Raw genomic sequence first — 16,284 nt, forward strand, 5'->3', positions numbered from 1 at the left:
ATGGAGAGATAGAGACAACAAAGGGGGAAAAGGGATGAAATGGCAAACAGAGAGTGAACTAAAGGAACTGCTCACCGCTCTTATGCAGTATGAAAGCATATCGGGTACAACTGGAGAAGTCGCGTTAGCTGAATATTTATATTATTTGCTGAGGGAGCGGCCTTATTTCAAGCAGAACCCTGATCATTTGGCTTTGCATCCGATGAAAGATGGCCGGTATTATTTAACGGCGCTTGTAAAGCGCAGCACGCTGCCACGTACCGTTTTGCTGCTTAGTCATTTCGATGTCGTCGATACAGAAGATTACGGTGAATTTCAAAACATGGCATGCAAGCCAGAAGAGTTAATGGCGTCATTTTCTCAAAAAAGTGCGCTTCTCCCAAAAAGAGCAAGAGAAGATCTAGCTTCAGGTGACTGGTTGTTTGGAAGAGGTGCCATGGATATGAAAGCAGGTCTTACTGTACAGCTTTCTATGCTGGAAAGAGCGATGACAGAAACCTTTCATGGAAATGTCCTGCTCGTCACAGTCCCTGATGAAGAAGTGAATTCTCAAGGAATGCTTGAAGCTGTTCCGAAACTAAAGGAGCTTAAGGAAAAGCATGACCTTGACTATACCGCGTGCTTAAACAGTGAGCCCATGTTTGAAAAATATCCAGGTGATGAACACAAATATATGTATACAGGCAGTATAGGGAAGGTGCTGGCCGGATTTTTCTGCAAAGGAATTGAAACGCATGTAGGAGAGCCATTCTCAGGCTTAAATGCGAATTTTATGGTATCTGAATTAAACCGGCTGTTAGAGCTGAATAGTGATTATTGTGAGGAAGTAGACGGTGAAGTCACGCCGCCGCCCACCAACTTGATGCAAAAGGACTTAAAAGAAGCCTATTCCGTTCAAACACCTCACACAGCTGTTTCTTTATTTAATGTGCTGATGATGAATCGTTCAAGTGAAGAACTGCACGGGCTTCTCTATGACACTGCGAAACGAGCAGCAGGCGAAATCGAGGCAAATCTCAAACAGAAAACAGTTGAATTTCAGCGCTTTAAACCTTTTACACCGATTGATACGAAGATTACGGTTCTTACGTATCATGAGCTGTATCAAAAAGCTGCAGAACGCTCAGGTAAACAGGAGGTTGAACGCATTGTTAACTATGCGTTCGCCAATCGAGGTGAGCTTGGAGATCGTGATTTTTCAACCAAAATCATCTCTGAGCTGACGACGCTTTGTAAGGAAGAAGGGCCGCTGATTGTTCTATTTTATAGTCCGCCATTTTATCCTGCGGTTTCTTCAACGGAAGATCCGCATATCCAAGCAACCTTAAAGAGGATTCAAATAGAGGCAAAAAAGAGTTATGGACTTGAAATAGAAGAAGTGAAATATTTCCCTGGATTGTCTGATTTAAGTTACTTACAGCTCGAAAAACAGGAAGTAGGTCATTACACGACCAATATGCCGCTTTATCAAAAAGGCTATTCTTTACCGGAAGGAGAAAAGGGAGCACTTTACGTTCCAGTTATCAACGTGGGGCCATTAGGAAAGGACCCGCACAAATGGACAGAGCGGCTGCACATCCCGTTCTCATTCGGCATTTTGCCAGAATTACTAGAATCAGCGATTCATGCTTTGTTAGAGAAAAAGTAAGTATATGATGAAGAGCCCTATCGTGATGATAGGGCTTTTATTTTTAAATAGACGATCCATCGACTTAGATAGAGTATGATAAAGAATAAGACTTACACTTATTTGAAGGGAGATTGTGAGGATGAAATGGAAACTGGAAAATTAACAAAAACATACATCATTACATCGCTTCAGGAAAGTATCCGTGAACTAGAAAAGCTAGTGGAAATATGTGATGAGCACACGCTAGATCAATCTTTGGGAGAGGGCAAGTGGTCGATCAAGCAAATCGCAGGGCATTTGTATGATACAGAAGAAGTCTGGTCAGAGCGGATAGAGCAGGCGATATCAGATGAGCAGACGCCTTTTCAATCGTATGATCCTGAAATATATGTGAAGGAAAGAGGCTATGAAAGGTATAACGAACAGGAGATCAAAGCACTGATCAAACGATTGAAAGAGAGAAGAAACAACACACTTCATCTATTAGAAAAGGATACATGGGAGCAATCGGGTGTGCATCCTGAAGAAGGGGTGATGACAGTGCAAATATTAGCTGAAACCATCGCTTTACATGAACAACATCATCTGGATCAAATCAAAGCCATCATGTCAAAGAGTGAACGATAGCAGTATGTAAAAAAGCACCTGTCATCAAAACAGGTGCTTTTCTCTATCATTTATACGTGCTTGCTGAAAACATTTCGTTTAATTCTGCTGCGCGTTTTGTTGCCGTTTTAACACAATCGACAACGGCTTCTTCAAATTGATAGGCAGCAAGTGTGTTCAGGCCGGCTTCTGTCGTTCCGCCTTCACTTGTGATTTCTTTGCGCAATTCAGCAGGTTCTTTACCGCTGCTTTGAAGCATGTTGGCGGCGCCCGCAATCATCTGGCAAATGAGTAACTTCGCTGTTGCTTGGTCCATCCCAAGTTCCGAGGCGCCTCGCTCCATTCCTTCAATCAAATGATAAATGAAGGCAGGGCCGCTTCCTGCAATAGCTGTAACAGCATTCAGCTGTGATTCATCCAATACCGTCACATGACCGATCGTTTCAAACAGCTCGATTGCTTTATTCTTTTGATCCTCTGTCACTTCTTGACTTACGGCAATGCCTGTTGCTGATTGCTGAATCGCCGCTGATGTATTTGGCATTGCGCGAACCACCGCAATCTTCTCGCCAGCATAGTGCTGAATCGTTTCAATGGAGATGCCAGCTAAAATCGAAATGATCAACTGTCCTTGTAAATGAGGCCGCACATCAGATATCCCGCTTTCCGCATCTTTCGGTTTTAAAGCAAATACGAGAATATCCGCTTCTTCATAAATAAAAGAACGAGAGAAATCCGTTTTGACCCCATAACGCACCTTTAATTCTTCTAGACGTTTTTCATTCGTTTTGTTTGTGACAATAATATCTTCATTTGACATGATGCCGCTTTTTAATAAACCTTTTATCATCGACTCTGCCATCGAGCCTGCACCAATAAATCCAATTTTACTCATAAGCTGCTCCTCCTTGTAGAAAATAAAAAAACCTCTCGCCTGAAAAGGACGAAAGGTTTTTCGCGGTACCACCCTCAATTAGCATGCAGACATGCATACTCAGCTCTAGTCCCTTAACGCGGGAAACGTTTAGGTTTGCCTAACAGCTCAAAGGGCAGGTTCAGCAAATAAGAGGACGGTGAGGCCTTACAGCCGGCGGACCTCACTCTCTTTCATCATTATTTTGCTTACTAATCCTTGTCATCGCGCATCTTATATTTGTTGTTCATTATGCAACGATGGACAAGTTTGTGTCAATAGGGACAGATAAAAAAATTGACCGCCTAAACCGCATGACAGTCTGCCTTTTGCAAGATACAATGAATAAAGAAGACAGAGTTACAATGAACCATGAGTCAAAAAGCAGGAGATGACATATAAAAGTGAAAGAAGACATCATTCAATTATCCATCCCTACACCGTTTGCTGTTGGGGATGTACATGCATATATATTAAAAGGAGAAGCCGTGACCTTAGTGGACTGCGGGCCGATGACAGAAGAGGCGGAGCACGCCTTTGTCGCGCAACTACAAGAGCATCGTTTATCGATAGACGATATTGATCAAGTGGTGTTGACCCATCATCATGCAGATCATGTCGGTCTTTTAAATCTGATGAAACCTCATGTCCGTGTAATCGGACACGAGTTAAATGAGCCGTATATTAGCCAGGACCCTGTGTTTAAAGAGCGTCAAATTGCTTTTATGGAACGCTTTTTTCAGCAGTTAGGTGTGCCGCTTCGTCAAGGTGAGTGTGAAAGAATCGTGAAGCAATCTTATACATATTCCTGTACTGCACATGTAGATGACGTCATCAAAGAAGGCGATCGGTTGAAAGGGCATGAACACTTCTTCGTGATGGAAACACCGGGACATGCACAATCTCATCTTTCCTTTCTAGATGAAACAACGGGCCATTTCATTGGTGGAGACCTGCTTTTGACGACCATTTCCTCAAACCCGTTAATGGAAGCGCCGTTTGAAGGGGAGGAACGCCAAAAATCGCTGCTTCAATATAAAGCATCACTCAATCGATTATTGCATCTGCCAATCAAGACGATTTATCCAGGACACGGTGAGCTCATTACCTCTCATCATGAATTGATCGAAGAAAGATTTAAGAAACAAGAGAAAAGGGCAAATACGATGTATCAGCTGCTCAAACGAAAAGAAATGACTGCCTTTCATCTTTGCCGCAAGCTATTTCCAGTGCTGTATGAAGAGGCCTTATTTTTAACGATGTCGGAGACAGTTGGGCAGCTGGATGTCCTCTTAGAAGCTGGACAAATTGAAGAAGTGCAAAAAGACGGAATTCTCTATTACAGGGCAAACTAAGGAGTGAAACGCATGGGGAGATTAACAGGAAAGAGGATATGGATTACAGGCGCATCTGGGGGCATTGGTGAAAAAATGGCGTACTTGGCAGCAGAAGAAGGCGCAGAAATCATTATTTCAGCAAGACGAATCGAAAAGCTGACGGGTGTAAAAGAAGAGATTATGAGTGCTGGCGGGGTGTGTCACATCGTGGAGTTAGATGTCAGTCACCTTGAGGACATTGATCGCGCATATCAAGAAGTGGGGGCTGTTGATATTTTGGTTAACAATGCCGGTTTTGGTGCGTTTGATCTCGTTGAAGATGCGTCCATTGAGGAAATGGTGTCGATGTTTGAAGTAAACGTGTTTGGCTTAATCGCCTGCACGAAAAAGGTCATTCCAGAGATGAAACAAAGAGGACATGGACATATTATCAATATTGCTTCTCAGGCAGGAAAGATTGCCACTCCGAAATCAGCCATTTATTCGGCATCAAAGCATGCCGTCCTTGGATTTTCAAACAGCCTTAGAATGGAGCTGGCAGACTTCGGCATTCACGTCACCACGGTGAATCCAGGACCGATCGCCACTGACTTTTTTACCATCGCCGATCGCAGCGGTGAATATGTGAAGAATGTTGAATTCATGATGCTTAGTGCGGACAAGGTGGCTGGGAAGGTCGTATCCGCTATGATGACGAATAAAAGAGAGATTAATCTGCCCGGATGGATGAACGCTGGCAGTAAATTGTATCAATTATTCCCGTTTTTATTTGAAAAAGCAGCACGCAAAGCGATGATGAAAAAATAACAAAAAAGAAACCGGTCGTGAGCTGGTTTCTTTTTTTGAGATAAGACGCCATTGTGACCGTCTTTTTATCTCCGCCTTGCTGCTTGTTGAAGCGGGTCCCACACACTGTTAAAAGGCGGTGCATAGCTAATATCTAAATCTTCAAGATCTGTTATGGTCAGCTGTTGGTAAAGGGCAGTTGCCATCACATCGATCCGTTTATCTACACCGTTTCTTCCGATGATTTGGGCACCGAGCAAGGTGTAGTCATCACTTCTGTAAATCAGTTTGACTTTCATTTTCTGCGCATCTGGATAATATCCAGCGTGATCCGTACTGTCAATGGTGATGGTGGAATAAGGAATGTCAGCTGCTTGTGCTTCCTTTTCTGATAAGCCCGTTCGTCCTGCTGTCATGCTCATAAATTTCATCACTGCTGTTCCAGTCACGCCTTGAAACGCCCGGTTTGTTCCCGTCATATGAAAACCAGCGATTCTTCCTTGTTTATTCGCCGTTGTGCCGAGCGGAATATAATCTAGTGATTGTTTGATGCGGTGATAAGTTGCTGCGCAATCCCCCGCAGCATAGATGTCTTTTACATTGGTTTGCATGTATTCGTTTACAACAATGGCGCCATTTGGCAGACGCTTGATTCCTGTTTTGTCTAAAAAGGATGTTTGCGGTGTGACGCCGATGGCCATGATGACCATATCCGTTTTAATGGTTTGTTTGTCTGTTTGAACAGCTGTTACATGTGACTCGCCCTCTAATGTCTGCACGGTTTCCCCAAGTGTCACGTGAATACCTTGGGCATCCGCCTCTTCTTTCAGGTGCTTCGCCATATCGGGGTCAAAGCCCGGACCTAGTGTTGAACCCCGCTGAATGATATGTACTTTTTTTCCCAGCGCTTTTAAATTTTCAGCCATTTCTAAGCCAATATACCCGCCGCCAATGATGGTGACATGTGTGATATTTTGTTTTAAATGGTCTAAAATGGACAGCGCATGCGGAATGGTTTTTAATACGTGTACGCCTTCTAGCGGCTGATTGTCTAAACCCAGTGTGACGGGGCTTGCTCCTGTCGCAATTAAGAGGCGGTCATAGCTTTCGGTAAATGGTTCTTTTGTTTTCGTATGATGACCTGACACCGTTTTTTGCTTTGGGTCAATGGAGGTCACGTCGTGTAAGCATCTAGCATCAATTCCATATTTGTCGCGAAAGGTTTCAGCGCTGCGTGCAATCAGCTTGCTGTGATGATCAATGAGACCGCCGATCAAGTAGGGAAGGCCGCACTGTCCATATGAGAAAATCTCTCCTTTTTCAAAAGCGACAATATGTGCCTCTGGATCCTCTCTATATATTTGCATAGCACAGCTCATTCCTGCTGCATCTCCGCCAATCATCACATATTTCATTTGGTGTGCTCCCTTCTATCTATCGAAATGAATACTCTTATTTACCCTCATTTTCCTTTTTTTAATGCTTTTTTTCGCAAAAGAAGCAAACTTTAGTTGAAAAATAAAGACAGCGCCTTCATTTTAAGCTACAATCGGATTATCGTCTTTTTGGTTACGAGTTTAGTGAAGATTGGTGGGAAAGACTTTGAGTGACACACGACTAGATTTTAATACTTTATATACACGGCATACAAGAGAGGCTTGGTCTGCTCTTGGGGAATATATGCCGGTATCTGTTTCAGAAGAGGAAGCGAGAGCACTTCAAGGATTAAATGACTATTTATCGCTTGAAGAAGTTCAAGATATTTACATACCACTTATTCGTTTTCTGACATTGCATGTCTTTGCAGAAAAACAAAAAAATCAGCATGTGAATGCCTTTTTAAACTACCCGCATCATGCGAAAATCCCTTTTTTAATTGGGATTGCTGGAAGTGTGGCTGTCGGGAAAAGTACAACGGCTCGTATCATTGAAACGCTCTTATCGAGACTTGGAGATGGGCTGAAAGTGAGTCTTGTGACAACAGATGGCTTTTTGTATCCTCAAAAAGAATTAAAGGATCGAGGACTCATGGAAAAGAAAGGCTTCCCGGAAAGCTATGATGTCAAAGCCTTGTTATCTTTTTTAAACGAATTAAAATCAGGCAAACAAACTGTTCATGCCCCGGTATATTCGCATCTGACCTATGACCGGCTTGAAGGGGTGTATGAAACAGTGGAGGATGCCGATATTGTCATCATTGAAGGAATCAATGTGCTGCAATCACCAGCGCTGGATGATCTGAAGGATGAACCGCGTGTGTTTGTATCAGATTTCTTTGATTTTTCGATTTATGTAGATGCTGCTGAAACGCAAATTCAATCATGGTATAAAGAACGGTTCCGTTTGCTAAGGGAAACAGCTTTCCAAGACCCTGAATCCTTTTTTCATCAATACAAAGATTTGACGGATGAAGAGGCAGATCACATGGCAAGCACGATTTGGAATACCGTCAATCGCCCTAATTTATATCAAAATATTTTACCGACAAAATATCGAGCCGATCTCATTTTGAAAAAAGGTGATCAGCATAAGGTGGAAGAGATTGCTATCCGCCGAGTATAAAGAAAAACCGCTCAAACGAGAGCGGTTTTTTTAATGATCTCCACTGACTTTAACAGCGACCGCAGCTGCGGATCGCTTTTTCAGGCGGTAGTATCCAATGAGTAAGAACGGGACACCTGCGATGGTGACCATCGACAAGACTGAAAAAATGGAGAAGGGATGGGCTGCGCCAAAATAGTCAATGCACAGTCCGCCGATAAATGGTCCGATGACGCTGCCGAGCTGAGAAAATCCCATCGCACCAAAGTACGATCCCTTTACTTCTGGCTTTGCCACATTGTCTACAAAAAGATCCATCATCGCAAACAGCAGAACCTCTCCAATTGTAAACACGACAATGATGAAAGCAAGCATGCCGAGACTCTGTGAAAAAGCAATGGCAAACAAACTGCCGGCAAGAAGAATATTCCCAGTGGTCAGCGACAAAATGGTGGAGTAGCGCTTGGCGATCATGATGAGCGGATATTGTACGACAATGACAACAACTGCATTTAAAGATAAAAGGTATCCAAACAGTTTCGGACCATCCTCAATCATAGGCGAAGCGGATAAATATTGAGGCAGCGTTGAGCTCAAATGCGAATAACCGAACGAACATAAGGTCACGCCGATGAGGATAATGCTAAAGACCGTATCTTTTTGGATAATGGAAAGGGCTTTTTTGACACCAATTTGTTTCGTGCTTTCTGGAGCAGCAACTGGATGTTTCTGAAATTGCCAGACCAGCGTTAATCCGTATAACAAGTAAATGAAGGCAGCAACGAGAAATGGGAACGTTGTTTTCGATGACCCGAGATATAAGCCAAGAAGAGGACCGAAGATGACCCCTATGTTAATGGCTGTATAGCGTAAATTAAACACAAACAACCGAATACTTGATGGGGTGACATCAGATAAGAGCGCCTTAGATGTTGGTTCAAAAAGTGCCCGGCACAGTCCGTTTAAAGCGTTCATGATAAAGAAGACCCAAATGGCATCTGCAAATGCAAAGCCAACAAAGACAAGTGACCAACCGAAGATCGATAGAAGCATGACCTTTTTTCTGCCGATACGATCAGAAATATATCCGCCGTAAAAACTCGCAACGATCCCAATCAGAGAGCTAACGGCAATGATTAATCCAGCAGAAGACGCTGAGGCGCCTTTGACTTGTGTCAAATAAACGGCCAAAAAAGGAATGCTCATGGACGTCGCCATTCGGCCAAATATGGTGCCGATGATGATCGTCCAACTAAGCGGATGTAACGTACGTAAGTTATTTTTCATGCTGTTTCTCCCCTGAGTTTGTAAGATGTTCCAATCATACATGAAAAATTGTGCAAATTAAATACACAATTTGATGGAGGAGACATCTGCCATATGGCAAAGAAGCAAGATTGGCTCGCCATTTGGAGGTTTGCTTTTTGCTGCCAGTGCTTCTATGTCACTGATTCGCGCGGTCATTTGGCGACCATTTAATCAAGGTCGATCGCGACGATTTGCTGCAAGGACAGGTTGAGAACATCCTCATCATTGACGATTTTTATGCGCTGCGTTTCATAATGAATGGTTTTTACCCAGCCCCAAAACTGCTCTTTCATACCTGCTGCGGCATATGTCACGCAAATCGCTTGATCCTCGGTAATCGACTGTGTGATCAAAAAATTCATTTCCTCCAGCTGATCGGTGCTCAGCGGGGGAGGGGTGTACTCTTTTTTCTTCCGTTTTTGAGCAAGCAGCTGCTCCCGGTGCTCTGGAAGCATCATTCGGCTTGATTCCCACATGAGGTTGTATCCAGGTGTTAATTTATTGGGATTCATGGCTGTTCGCCTCCGTTATTTGTAATGTCCGCCAATTTTTTCGGCGCGGTGATACGCCTGCCCTGCGCTTGTCAGTGACGAAGCGTGCAGCAGGGCAGCAGGTCCATACTTCATGTGGATCGCATCAAATACTTTGCTGAGTTTGTCTTTTTGAACATGGTGATCAAATAAAGTCAGCTGATATTGGCTGTCAGACTGCAGCTGTGAGAGAGTAATCCCCACACTGCGAATGGGCTGGCCATCCCAGTGCTGCTGGCATAGCTGAATGGCTGCGTCTGCAATATCTGTCCCGTACTGTGTAGGTGAATGAAGCTTGATTTGTCTATGAAATCCAGTCGGATGAGAAAAATCAGCGCCTCTCACGCCAACAGACACTGTTTGCCCAAGATAATGCTTAAAGCGTGCACGTCTTGCCACTTCTTCACTCAATTCAAGAAGAGCGACTTTGATATCCTCAAAAGACGCATAATCATGGGGAAGAGTCATATGATGTCCAACCGCTTTTTGCTGATCATGTGTGTGAATGGTGACCGGAGAGGGATCATGCCCTAAAGCTGTTCGCTGCAAAAGCTCTCCGTTGATTCCCCAGCGTTTTTTAAGCCGGTCTAACGGATAAGCAGCAAGCGTCCCAATGGTACTGATGCCCATTCGTTTTAAATGGTGCTCCATTCGTTTGCCGACGCCAAATAATTTTCCAATCGGAAGCGGCCATAAATCAGCCGCAACACTGTCTGTACGAAGTTCATAGATACCAGATGTGTTTTTTTTAGCAAAATGGTCACAGGCCATTTTAGCGAGCACTTTATTAGGACCGATGCCAACACGTGCGTAAATGCCAGTCTGGTTCATAATGGTTGTTTGTATATTTTGAGCGATCTCGCGGGGAGACCCGAGTAGTGTCAGACTGCCTGTAATATCAAGAAATTGTTCATCAATTGAATAGGGTTCGACAAGATCTGTGTATTGTTCGAGCAGCTCTGTTATCATGACAGAGATATCAAGATAGCGCTGCATACGGGGGCGTACGACGACAGCTTCGGGGCATTTCTCCTGCGCTTCCCATAATCTTGATGCATTTTGTACGCCTCGTTTTTTAGCGAGCGGGCAGGCGGCAAGTACGACCCCGCTCCGCCGCTCAGGATCTCCAGAGACGATGAGCGGCACATCCTTCAAGTGGGGAGCCTCCACTTTTTCGACTGACGCATAAAACGATTGCATATCCACAAGCAGAATGGCTCGTTCATTCATTATTTTCACCTCTTAGAACATATGTTCCGTTTATATTGTAACCGTCAGGAGGCGAAATTGATACTGGTAAATCATTCAAAGAAAAGAGTGTAAATCCATACAAAAAAGACGAAGTGTCTTCCACTTCGTCTCATTTGATGCAACATTATTTTAAGCATGTGCCAAGTTGTGAGATGTTTGGAGCGGCTCAGAACGCAAACGATAGGCCGTCAGTTTTTTCTTAGGCTTATGTGTAAACTGCCGCACCACATCCACGTGGTCATCGTAATGATACAGATAAAGGGTCACATCATGTTTGCCAAGCTTTGTTTGCATGGTAAGCGGCGCAGGCCCTTCCTGCGGATGAAGAAAACGCTCTTCATCACCAGGATAAATATAATAGCGTTCAATAAAGATCGCATCATTAAAATGTCGAATAATTTCAGATACTTGCTGATCATTGAGCGGACGATCTTCAAACATGATCGTTGTTTGATCACTTGTTACTTTTGCATGCACCGCATAACGACTAAAAAGGCGTTCCACAACACCAGAAGGCAGCGAAGTGACAAGAAGCTTTAAAAGACTAAACACAACAAGTGAAGTAACAATCCAAACCAATATCATCATCTCCAATAAACATTTGTTACATTTCCTATATGAACCATCTTAACATACCAAAAGAATGAAACTTTCGCACAAAAAGTGAACTTTTTGAAATAAGTGTGAAGATTTAAAAGGAGATGACGGCGAAAGAACGAAGAATCAACAAAGCTGAAAGGAAAAAAGGCTGACACGTGATCTTTACAAACAATTAATCGAACAGGTAGACTATTGAAACAAACAGTTTTTTTAAAAAAGAGAGCGGTAAGCCAAAAATGAAAAGGGGCGAGGTCATCATGATACGTCAAGTGAAGCCGTCAGATTTTTACGCCGTCACATCCGTCATCCAAAGCTGGTGGGGAGGCAGAGATTTGCGCGCAAAATTGCCGAAGCTATTTTTTGAACATTTTCAGCAAACAAGTTTTGTCGTCGTTGAAAAAGGTGAACTGATTGGCTTTTTAGTCGGTTTTTTATCGCAATCTCATTCAGATGAAGCGTATATTCATTTTGTAGGTGTACATCCAGACCATCGGAAATTAAAGATAGGAAAAATCCTATATCAAGCCTTTTATGATGTGGCAAAACAGGAAGGAAGAACAACCATTAAAGCGGTAACAGCACCTGTAAATAAAGTATCGATTGCCTATCATGCAAAATTGGGCTTTCAAATTGAAAAAGGGGACAAAACTGTAGAAGGAATCTCCGTGTTTTCAGACTATGATGGAATAAATGAAGATCGTGTTTTATTTGTGAAAAAATTAGAGGCAATGCAATGATTGTCAATTTAGATCAAACAATAAGTGATGTAGCAAAGCAGATCTTACATATTCAACTAGCTGCATACCAACAAGAAGCTGAACAAATTGGCTATGCCGATCTCCCACCATTAAAAGAGACCATTCAAAATGTAATGAAAGCAAAAGAGCAATTTATTGGTTTTGAGCAAAAGGGAATCTTACTAGGTGTTGCCTCTTATGAAGAGCAGAAAGATTATTTGATCATTAGTCGATTGGCTGTACATCCAAAAGCGCTAAAGCAGGGTATTGGAACAAGACTTATGTCCACAATTATGGAGAAAAATGTCCCTATAGAACTGACCACAGGGCAAACAAACACCCCTGCAAAAAGGCTATACGAAAAGTTGGGATTTCTTGAAACAGATGTGATTCATGTTGCAAAAGAGCTCACCTTATCAAAAATGAAATGGAGACCAAGGCGAAAGGTTGAGGTTGTCGAATTCAAAAAAGAGTGGCATGAAGAATTCCATCAAGAAAAGCAGCAACTCAAGCAAATCATTCAAAAGAACTGGATAGAAGGACATCATATTGGTAGTACGTCAGTTGAAGGGCTTGTTGCCAAACCAATTATTGATATCTTAATAGAAGTAAGTCATATAAAAGAGATCGATAGAAAAAGAGAGAGCTTTGAACATCTTGGATATCAAGTGCTAGGTGAAAATGGCATAAAAGGGAGACGTTTTTTTCAAAAGGGTGGCTTGAATCGTACGCATCATGTCCATGTTTATGAGAGAAATCACCCTGATGTGAAAAGGCATTTATTGTTTCGAGATTACTTAAGGGCACATCCAGAACGAGCTGAAGCGTATGCGTCTGTCAAGGAACAATTAGCAAATCAGTATCCGGAAGATATACAAAGCTATATGGCAGGAAAGAATGAAATCATAAAAGAAATAGAAAATGAGGCATATCACTGGGATAGAGAAGGAAGAGAGGAAGCTCTTAAATAAGCTACCTCTTTTCCTCGTTAATTAGGAAGCTGAACATTGCCTTTTACAATATAGGCCTGTGAAGCAGCAGTAGATGGAAGAGCGGGTAATTTATCCTTTACTATGGCCCCGCGAATATCTGTGATTCGAACAGGAAGAGATTTAGACCCCATATTAAATCCAAGGAAATGGTTGTAGTCTGTCTTTTCCATGTTCACCCATTGTCCATCTTTGTAATATTCCATTTTCATAATCGGATATTTATGATTGCGCACTTGAATCGCAGCCCACCACTCACTGCTGCCTTCTTTTATTCTGTAAGCTACATTTCCGCTAATCGGTGCTTTTACAATTTTCCAACTAATTGGGATTTTTCCATCTGCCATATTACCGATTTTGGCAAAGGCATTAGGAGAAAGATCAAGAGCTCCTTTTGCTCCTTCTGGATATTTATCGGTTACATACACAACGGTTTTTCCTTTTGGACCCTTTACTTCAAGGTAAGCACCTGCAAGTGCCGCATTTACCCCTTTATAGTTATAGTCATGAGGATTTAAAGCCGTAATTTTCATGTCAGATGGAATAGGATCTAATAATGCGGCGCCCCCTGAGTAACCAGATCCCGTATAAGTCGCATAGCTTTCTCGTACTTCATCAAGGACAGATGCCGCTTTCATGTTTGGCACAGCAAAACTCAACATAAATATCAGTGCCCCGATGAAGCAGAGAGATAATCTTTTTTTCACGATCTAAAACCTCCTGTTTATTCTTTTAAAATTGGTAGCGTCATAAGTATAATTCTAAAAAACAAGAAGCGAAAAGAGCCAATAGATAGATATAATCCTAGTGAGAAGAGCGTGTATTTCAAAGAATATGACTTTCGGATTTAGTCGTGTGTCATGTTTTATGGTGTTTTATGTGTTACAATGTAAGCATCAATTTAAAAAGGATGTTCGCCATGTATATTCACATCACAAAACTGGCTAAAACATATATAGAAAAACAGCAAATAGGAAACGAAACTAAGGAATTACTGCTTCGCTACGATTCAGAAGGTTGTGGCTGTGCAGTGAGTGGCGTACCAATGCTTTGGTTAACAAGTGAAAGAACAGGTGAATGGGAACAACTGAATAATAGCCAACATTTAAAACTATATATACACATTGCACAGAAGGTATTTTTTGATGAGGAAATGACCATCGATTTTAATGAAAAAGCCAATACATTGATGCTGAAAAGTCCTCAGCAAATACTCAGTCCAAGAATGGGCATACTTGTAAAGTAAGGTGGAAACGTAGTGGATCAGAAGCTTAGAGTGATACAAAACACGGCACAAAATAAAACATGGGTGTCGTTTTTAAATAACAATCATCCCTATACCCTTTTGCACTGGTCAATAGGTGGAATGGATTCGGTGAAAAAGGACGTTTGGCTTCTTCAAGATGAAGTCACATTTGAAACGGAAGAATTTCCAACGCTCGAATTAGCTGTCAATTGGATCAAAGAGAATATGGAACAGGTAACAGATGTATTATAAAAGCCCTTTTTTGACAAAAGGGTTTTTTTCGTGCCTTCATCATCTCATCAAACAGCAGGGATGTCTAATCTGAAAAATGATCTTTTAAAACGCAAAAAAACCGTTTTATAACAACCAATTCGACAATTTATAAATGCCGAAAAATAGGCAATGAAAGCGTTTATTGCGGGATACCGAAAACTTTGCGAAAAATGACATTTCATATTTCTTCCATTCGAGGGAATGTGATAGAATACAACATGTATCGTATATGAGAAGGGAGGTGCTAAAGTGAATTGAAGCTCAAGCTGTCATCGCCTCAGGTTGGAATCAAAATAAACGAATGGTATAGGCAGATTTGCGGATTTCATGTCATGAAAGCAGAGAAGCTGAAGGCCGAGATCGAGCAGGAAATTCTGGAGATGGAACAGGATCAAAACTTGTTGCTGTTTTACCAGCTGATGGATTTTCGCCATAAGGTGATGCTTGAATATTTTGAACCGGCAAAGAAAGCCTCAAACGATGAAGAAATTAAGAACCTGCTAGAAACGATCGAACATTCGCAAACGAAATTAACGGACATGCTTGAATACTATGTTCATTTTTTCACAGGAATGTTTGAGTTTGAACAGCAAAACTATTTAAGTGCCATTGCTTATTACCGTTCAGCAGAAAAAAAGCTCAATCTTATATCAGATGATATAGAAAGAGCAGAATTTTACTTTAAATTAGCTGAAATATACTACCACATGAAACAAACCCACTTTTCGATGCACTATGCCTTGCAAGCGTTAGATACGTACTCTGCCTACAGAACGTACACGCTGAGAATCATCCACTGTGAATTTGTCATCGGTGCAAACTATGATGATTTGAAATGCTATGAACATGCATTACCCTACTTTAAAAATGCTCTAAATCGAGCACGCTCAATTGGAAACCCTCGAGTCATAGGTTCGGCCCTTTTCAACTTAGGTAACTGTTATTACCAAATGAACGATCTTGCGGAAGCAAGCCGTTATCTGAAAGACTCTCTTGAAGTGTTTGAAAAGGAGAATTTAACCCATCTTAATCGCTCTCTAGACCCACTATTTATGCTGACCCAAATCCTGTTTAAACAAAAACAAATAGAAGAGTCGTTAACCCTCTATCAACAAGGTATTATGAAAGCCTGTGAATTAGAAGATGAAATTTACATCTGCAAATTTCAGTTCTTAAAAGCATTATACGTTGATGCAGAAATAACGATCATAGACGATACATTAGACCTGCTCGAGGACAAGCGCTTATACCCAGATATTGAGGAATTGGCACTTGATGCGGCTCATTATTACAATGAGCTTGGACTGTATGAAGCATCTACACGGTTTTACGAAAGGAAGATTCAAGCCATATCAAAAATTCAAAATGGGGGTCATTTATATGAAAACGAGTTTGATAGTTCTTTTATTGGCAGCAACTGCAGGATTATCGGTCATGAGTCAGCAGCAATCGGAAGAGAGTCATATGGAGCTGGCGGGCAGACATCATACAACAGTGGTGACTATCGCATAAGTTAGCTCAAAAAGAGGAGACGAAC

The 16,284-nt window shown here is 42.0% G+C and carries 17 protein-coding genes and 1 other annotated feature; of the genes, 10 read left to right on the forward strand and 7 right to left on the reverse strand.

Annotated elements, in window-relative coordinates; genetic code table 11:
- Positions 1 to 34: 34 nt before the first annotated feature.
- Together C6347_RS10485 and C6347_RS10490 are read left to right on the forward strand one after the other, a co-directional pair.
- Entirely contained in the window at positions 35 to 1,648 is a 1,614-nt protein-coding gene (locus C6347_RS10485; protein WP_106071631.1) for a M20/M25/M40 family metallo-hydrolase, read from the forward strand.
- Between the two features lie 126 nt (positions 1,649 to 1,774).
- Positions 1,775 to 2,257, forward strand: a complete 483-nt coding sequence (locus C6347_RS10490) for a DinB family protein (protein ID WP_060596791.1) — start codon at positions 1,775 to 1,777, stop codon at positions 2,255 to 2,257.
- A 46-nt stretch (positions 2,258 to 2,303) separates the two neighbouring features.
- Here C6347_RS10490 and proC read toward each other — a convergent pair whose 3' ends face one another.
- Positions 2,304 to 3,131: a pyrroline-5-carboxylate reductase gene (gene proC / locus C6347_RS10495; RefSeq protein WP_060596790.1), complete on the reverse strand. Its 828-nt coding sequence runs from the start codon at positions 3,129 to 3,131 to the stop codon at positions 2,304 to 2,306.
- A 41-nt stretch (positions 3,132 to 3,172) separates the two neighbouring features.
- Positions 3,173 to 3,384, reverse strand: a binding site (T-box leader).
- 169 nt (positions 3,385 to 3,553) lie between these two features.
- Between proC and C6347_RS10500 the strand changes: the two genes are divergently transcribed.
- Both C6347_RS10500 and C6347_RS10505 read left to right on the forward strand, forming a co-directional pair.
- On the forward strand, positions 3,554 to 4,504 hold the full coding sequence (locus tag C6347_RS10500) for an MBL fold metallo-hydrolase (RefSeq protein ID WP_034661196.1): 951 nt from the start codon (positions 3,554 to 3,556) through the stop codon (positions 4,502 to 4,504).
- A 12-nt stretch (positions 4,505 to 4,516) separates the two neighbouring features.
- The gene (locus C6347_RS10505; RefSeq protein ID WP_066030699.1) at positions 4,517 to 5,293 is read left to right on the forward strand and encodes an SDR family NAD(P)-dependent oxidoreductase; all 777 of its coding nucleotides are present in this window, start codon (positions 4,517 to 4,519) and stop codon (positions 5,291 to 5,293) included.
- Positions 5,294 to 5,358: 65 nt separating this feature from the next.
- Here the strand turns inward: C6347_RS10505 and C6347_RS10510 are convergent, their stop codons facing one another.
- Complete coding sequence (locus tag C6347_RS10510; protein ID WP_060596787.1) at positions 5,359 to 6,687, reverse strand: CoA-disulfide reductase; 1,329 nt, start codon at positions 6,685 to 6,687, stop codon at positions 5,359 to 5,361.
- 187 nt (positions 6,688 to 6,874) lie between these two features.
- Between C6347_RS10510 and coaA the strand changes: the two genes are divergently transcribed.
- Complete coding sequence (gene coaA / locus C6347_RS10515; RefSeq protein WP_034661193.1) at positions 6,875 to 7,834, forward strand: type I pantothenate kinase; 960 nt, start codon at positions 6,875 to 6,877, stop codon at positions 7,832 to 7,834.
- A gap of 30 nt (positions 7,835 to 7,864) precedes the next feature.
- Here coaA and C6347_RS10520 read toward each other — a convergent pair whose 3' ends face one another.
- The 4 genes from C6347_RS10520 to C6347_RS10535 all read right to left on the reverse strand — a co-directional run bounded on the left by C6347_RS10520 (position 7,865) and on the right by C6347_RS10535 (position 11,481).
- The gene (locus C6347_RS10520) at positions 7,865 to 9,100 is read right to left on the reverse strand and encodes an MDR family MFS transporter (RefSeq protein ID WP_060596786.1); all 1,236 of its coding nucleotides are present in this window, start codon (positions 9,098 to 9,100) and stop codon (positions 7,865 to 7,867) included.
- 188 nt (positions 9,101 to 9,288) lie between these two features.
- Positions 9,289 to 9,633 (reverse strand): YolD-like family protein, encoded by a 345-nt coding sequence (locus C6347_RS10525; protein WP_060596785.1) that lies wholly within the window; start codon positions 9,631 to 9,633, stop codon positions 9,289 to 9,291.
- A 15-nt stretch (positions 9,634 to 9,648) separates the two neighbouring features.
- Entirely contained in the window at positions 9,649 to 10,881 is a 1,233-nt protein-coding gene (locus tag C6347_RS10530) for a DNA polymerase IV (protein WP_060596784.1), read from the reverse strand.
- Positions 10,882 to 11,031: 150 nt separating this feature from the next.
- Positions 11,032 to 11,481, reverse strand: coding sequence for a YfmQ family protein (locus C6347_RS10535; RefSeq protein WP_060596783.1), 450 nt, complete (start codon positions 11,479 to 11,481; stop codon positions 11,032 to 11,034).
- Between the two features lie 278 nt (positions 11,482 to 11,759).
- Between C6347_RS10535 and C6347_RS10540 the strand changes: the two genes are divergently transcribed.
- Entirely contained in the window at positions 11,760 to 12,239 is a 480-nt protein-coding gene (locus tag C6347_RS10540) for a GNAT family N-acetyltransferase (RefSeq protein WP_034661184.1), read from the forward strand.
- Positions 12,236 to 13,210 carry a GNAT family N-acetyltransferase gene (locus C6347_RS10545; protein WP_106071632.1) on the forward strand — a complete coding sequence of 325 codons (975 nt, stop codon included), beginning with the start codon at positions 12,236 to 12,238 and terminating at the stop codon, positions 13,208 to 13,210. Before C6347_RS10540 ends, C6347_RS10545 begins: the two co-directional genes overlap by 4 nt.
- A 17-nt stretch (positions 13,211 to 13,227) precedes the next feature.
- On the opposite strand, the gene exlX is transcribed toward C6347_RS10545, so the two are convergent.
- Positions 13,228 to 13,890 (reverse strand): expansin ExlX, encoded by a 663-nt coding sequence (exlX, locus tag C6347_RS10550; protein ID WP_223251448.1) that lies wholly within the window; start codon positions 13,888 to 13,890, stop codon positions 13,228 to 13,230.
- 257 nt (positions 13,891 to 14,147) lie between these two features.
- Here exlX and C6347_RS10555 point away from each other — a divergent pair, with 257 nt between their 5' ends.
- From C6347_RS10555 to C6347_RS10565, 3 genes are all read left to right on the forward strand, one after another.
- Complete coding sequence (locus C6347_RS10555; RefSeq protein ID WP_060596780.1) at positions 14,148 to 14,474, forward strand: iron-sulfur cluster biosynthesis family protein; 327 nt, start codon at positions 14,148 to 14,150, stop codon at positions 14,472 to 14,474.
- Between the two features lie 12 nt (positions 14,475 to 14,486).
- A complete protein-coding gene (locus C6347_RS10560) occupies positions 14,487 to 14,726 on the forward strand; it encodes a YqkC family protein (protein WP_003215790.1) in 240 nt (79 codons plus the stop codon).
- A gap of 275 nt (positions 14,727 to 15,001) precedes the next feature.
- Positions 15,002 to 16,264 (forward strand): response regulator aspartate phosphatase, encoded by a 1,263-nt coding sequence (locus C6347_RS10565; protein ID WP_034661176.1) that lies wholly within the window; start codon positions 15,002 to 15,004, stop codon positions 16,262 to 16,264.
- Positions 16,265 to 16,284: the final 20 nt, after the last annotated feature.

Origin of the sequence: Bacillus sp. NMTD17, from assembly GCF_002998735.1 — a bacterium.
Lineage (GTDB): Bacteria > Bacillota > Bacilli > Bacillales > Bacillaceae > Bacillus.

What these genes read in the sequence shown, in the direction of transcription:
- C6347_RS10485 (WP_106071631.1), top strand. Translation starts at nt 35, where the DNA reads ATGAAATGGCAAACAGAGAGTGAACTAAAGGAACTGCTCACCGCTCTT.
- C6347_RS10490 (WP_060596791.1), top strand. Translation starts at nt 1,775, where the DNA reads ATGGAAACTGGAAAATTAACAAAAACATACATCATTACATCGCTTCAG.
- proC (WP_060596790.1), bottom strand. Translation starts at nt 3,131, where the DNA reads ATGAGTAAAATTGGATTTATTGGTGCAGGCTCGATGGCAGAGTCGATG.
- C6347_RS10505 (WP_066030699.1), top strand. Translation starts at nt 4,517, where the DNA reads ATGGGGAGATTAACAGGAAAGAGGATATGGATTACAGGCGCATCTGGG.
- C6347_RS10510 (WP_060596787.1), bottom strand. Translation starts at nt 6,687, where the DNA reads ATGAAATATGTGATGATTGGCGGAGATGCAGCAGGAATGAGCTGTGCT.
- C6347_RS10520 (WP_060596786.1), bottom strand. Translation starts at nt 9,100, where the DNA reads ATGAAAAATAACTTACGTACGTTACATCCGCTTAGTTGGACGATCATC.
- C6347_RS10525 (WP_060596785.1), bottom strand. Translation starts at nt 9,633, where the DNA reads ATGAATCCCAATAAATTAACACCTGGATACAACCTCATGTGGGAATCA.
- C6347_RS10530 (WP_060596784.1), bottom strand. Translation starts at nt 10,881, where the DNA reads ATGAATGAACGAGCCATTCTGCTTGTGGATATGCAATCGTTTTATGCG.
- C6347_RS10540 (WP_034661184.1), top strand. Translation starts at nt 11,760, where the DNA reads ATGATACGTCAAGTGAAGCCGTCAGATTTTTACGCCGTCACATCCGTC.
- C6347_RS10545 (WP_106071632.1), top strand. Translation starts at nt 12,236, where the DNA reads ATGATTGTCAATTTAGATCAAACAATAAGTGATGTAGCAAAGCAGATC.
- exlX (WP_223251448.1), bottom strand. Translation starts at nt 13,890, where the DNA reads ATGTTGAGTTTTGCTGTGCCAAACATGAAAGCGGCATCTGTCCTTGAT.
- C6347_RS10555 (WP_060596780.1), top strand. Translation starts at nt 14,148, where the DNA reads ATGTATATTCACATCACAAAACTGGCTAAAACATATATAGAAAAACAG.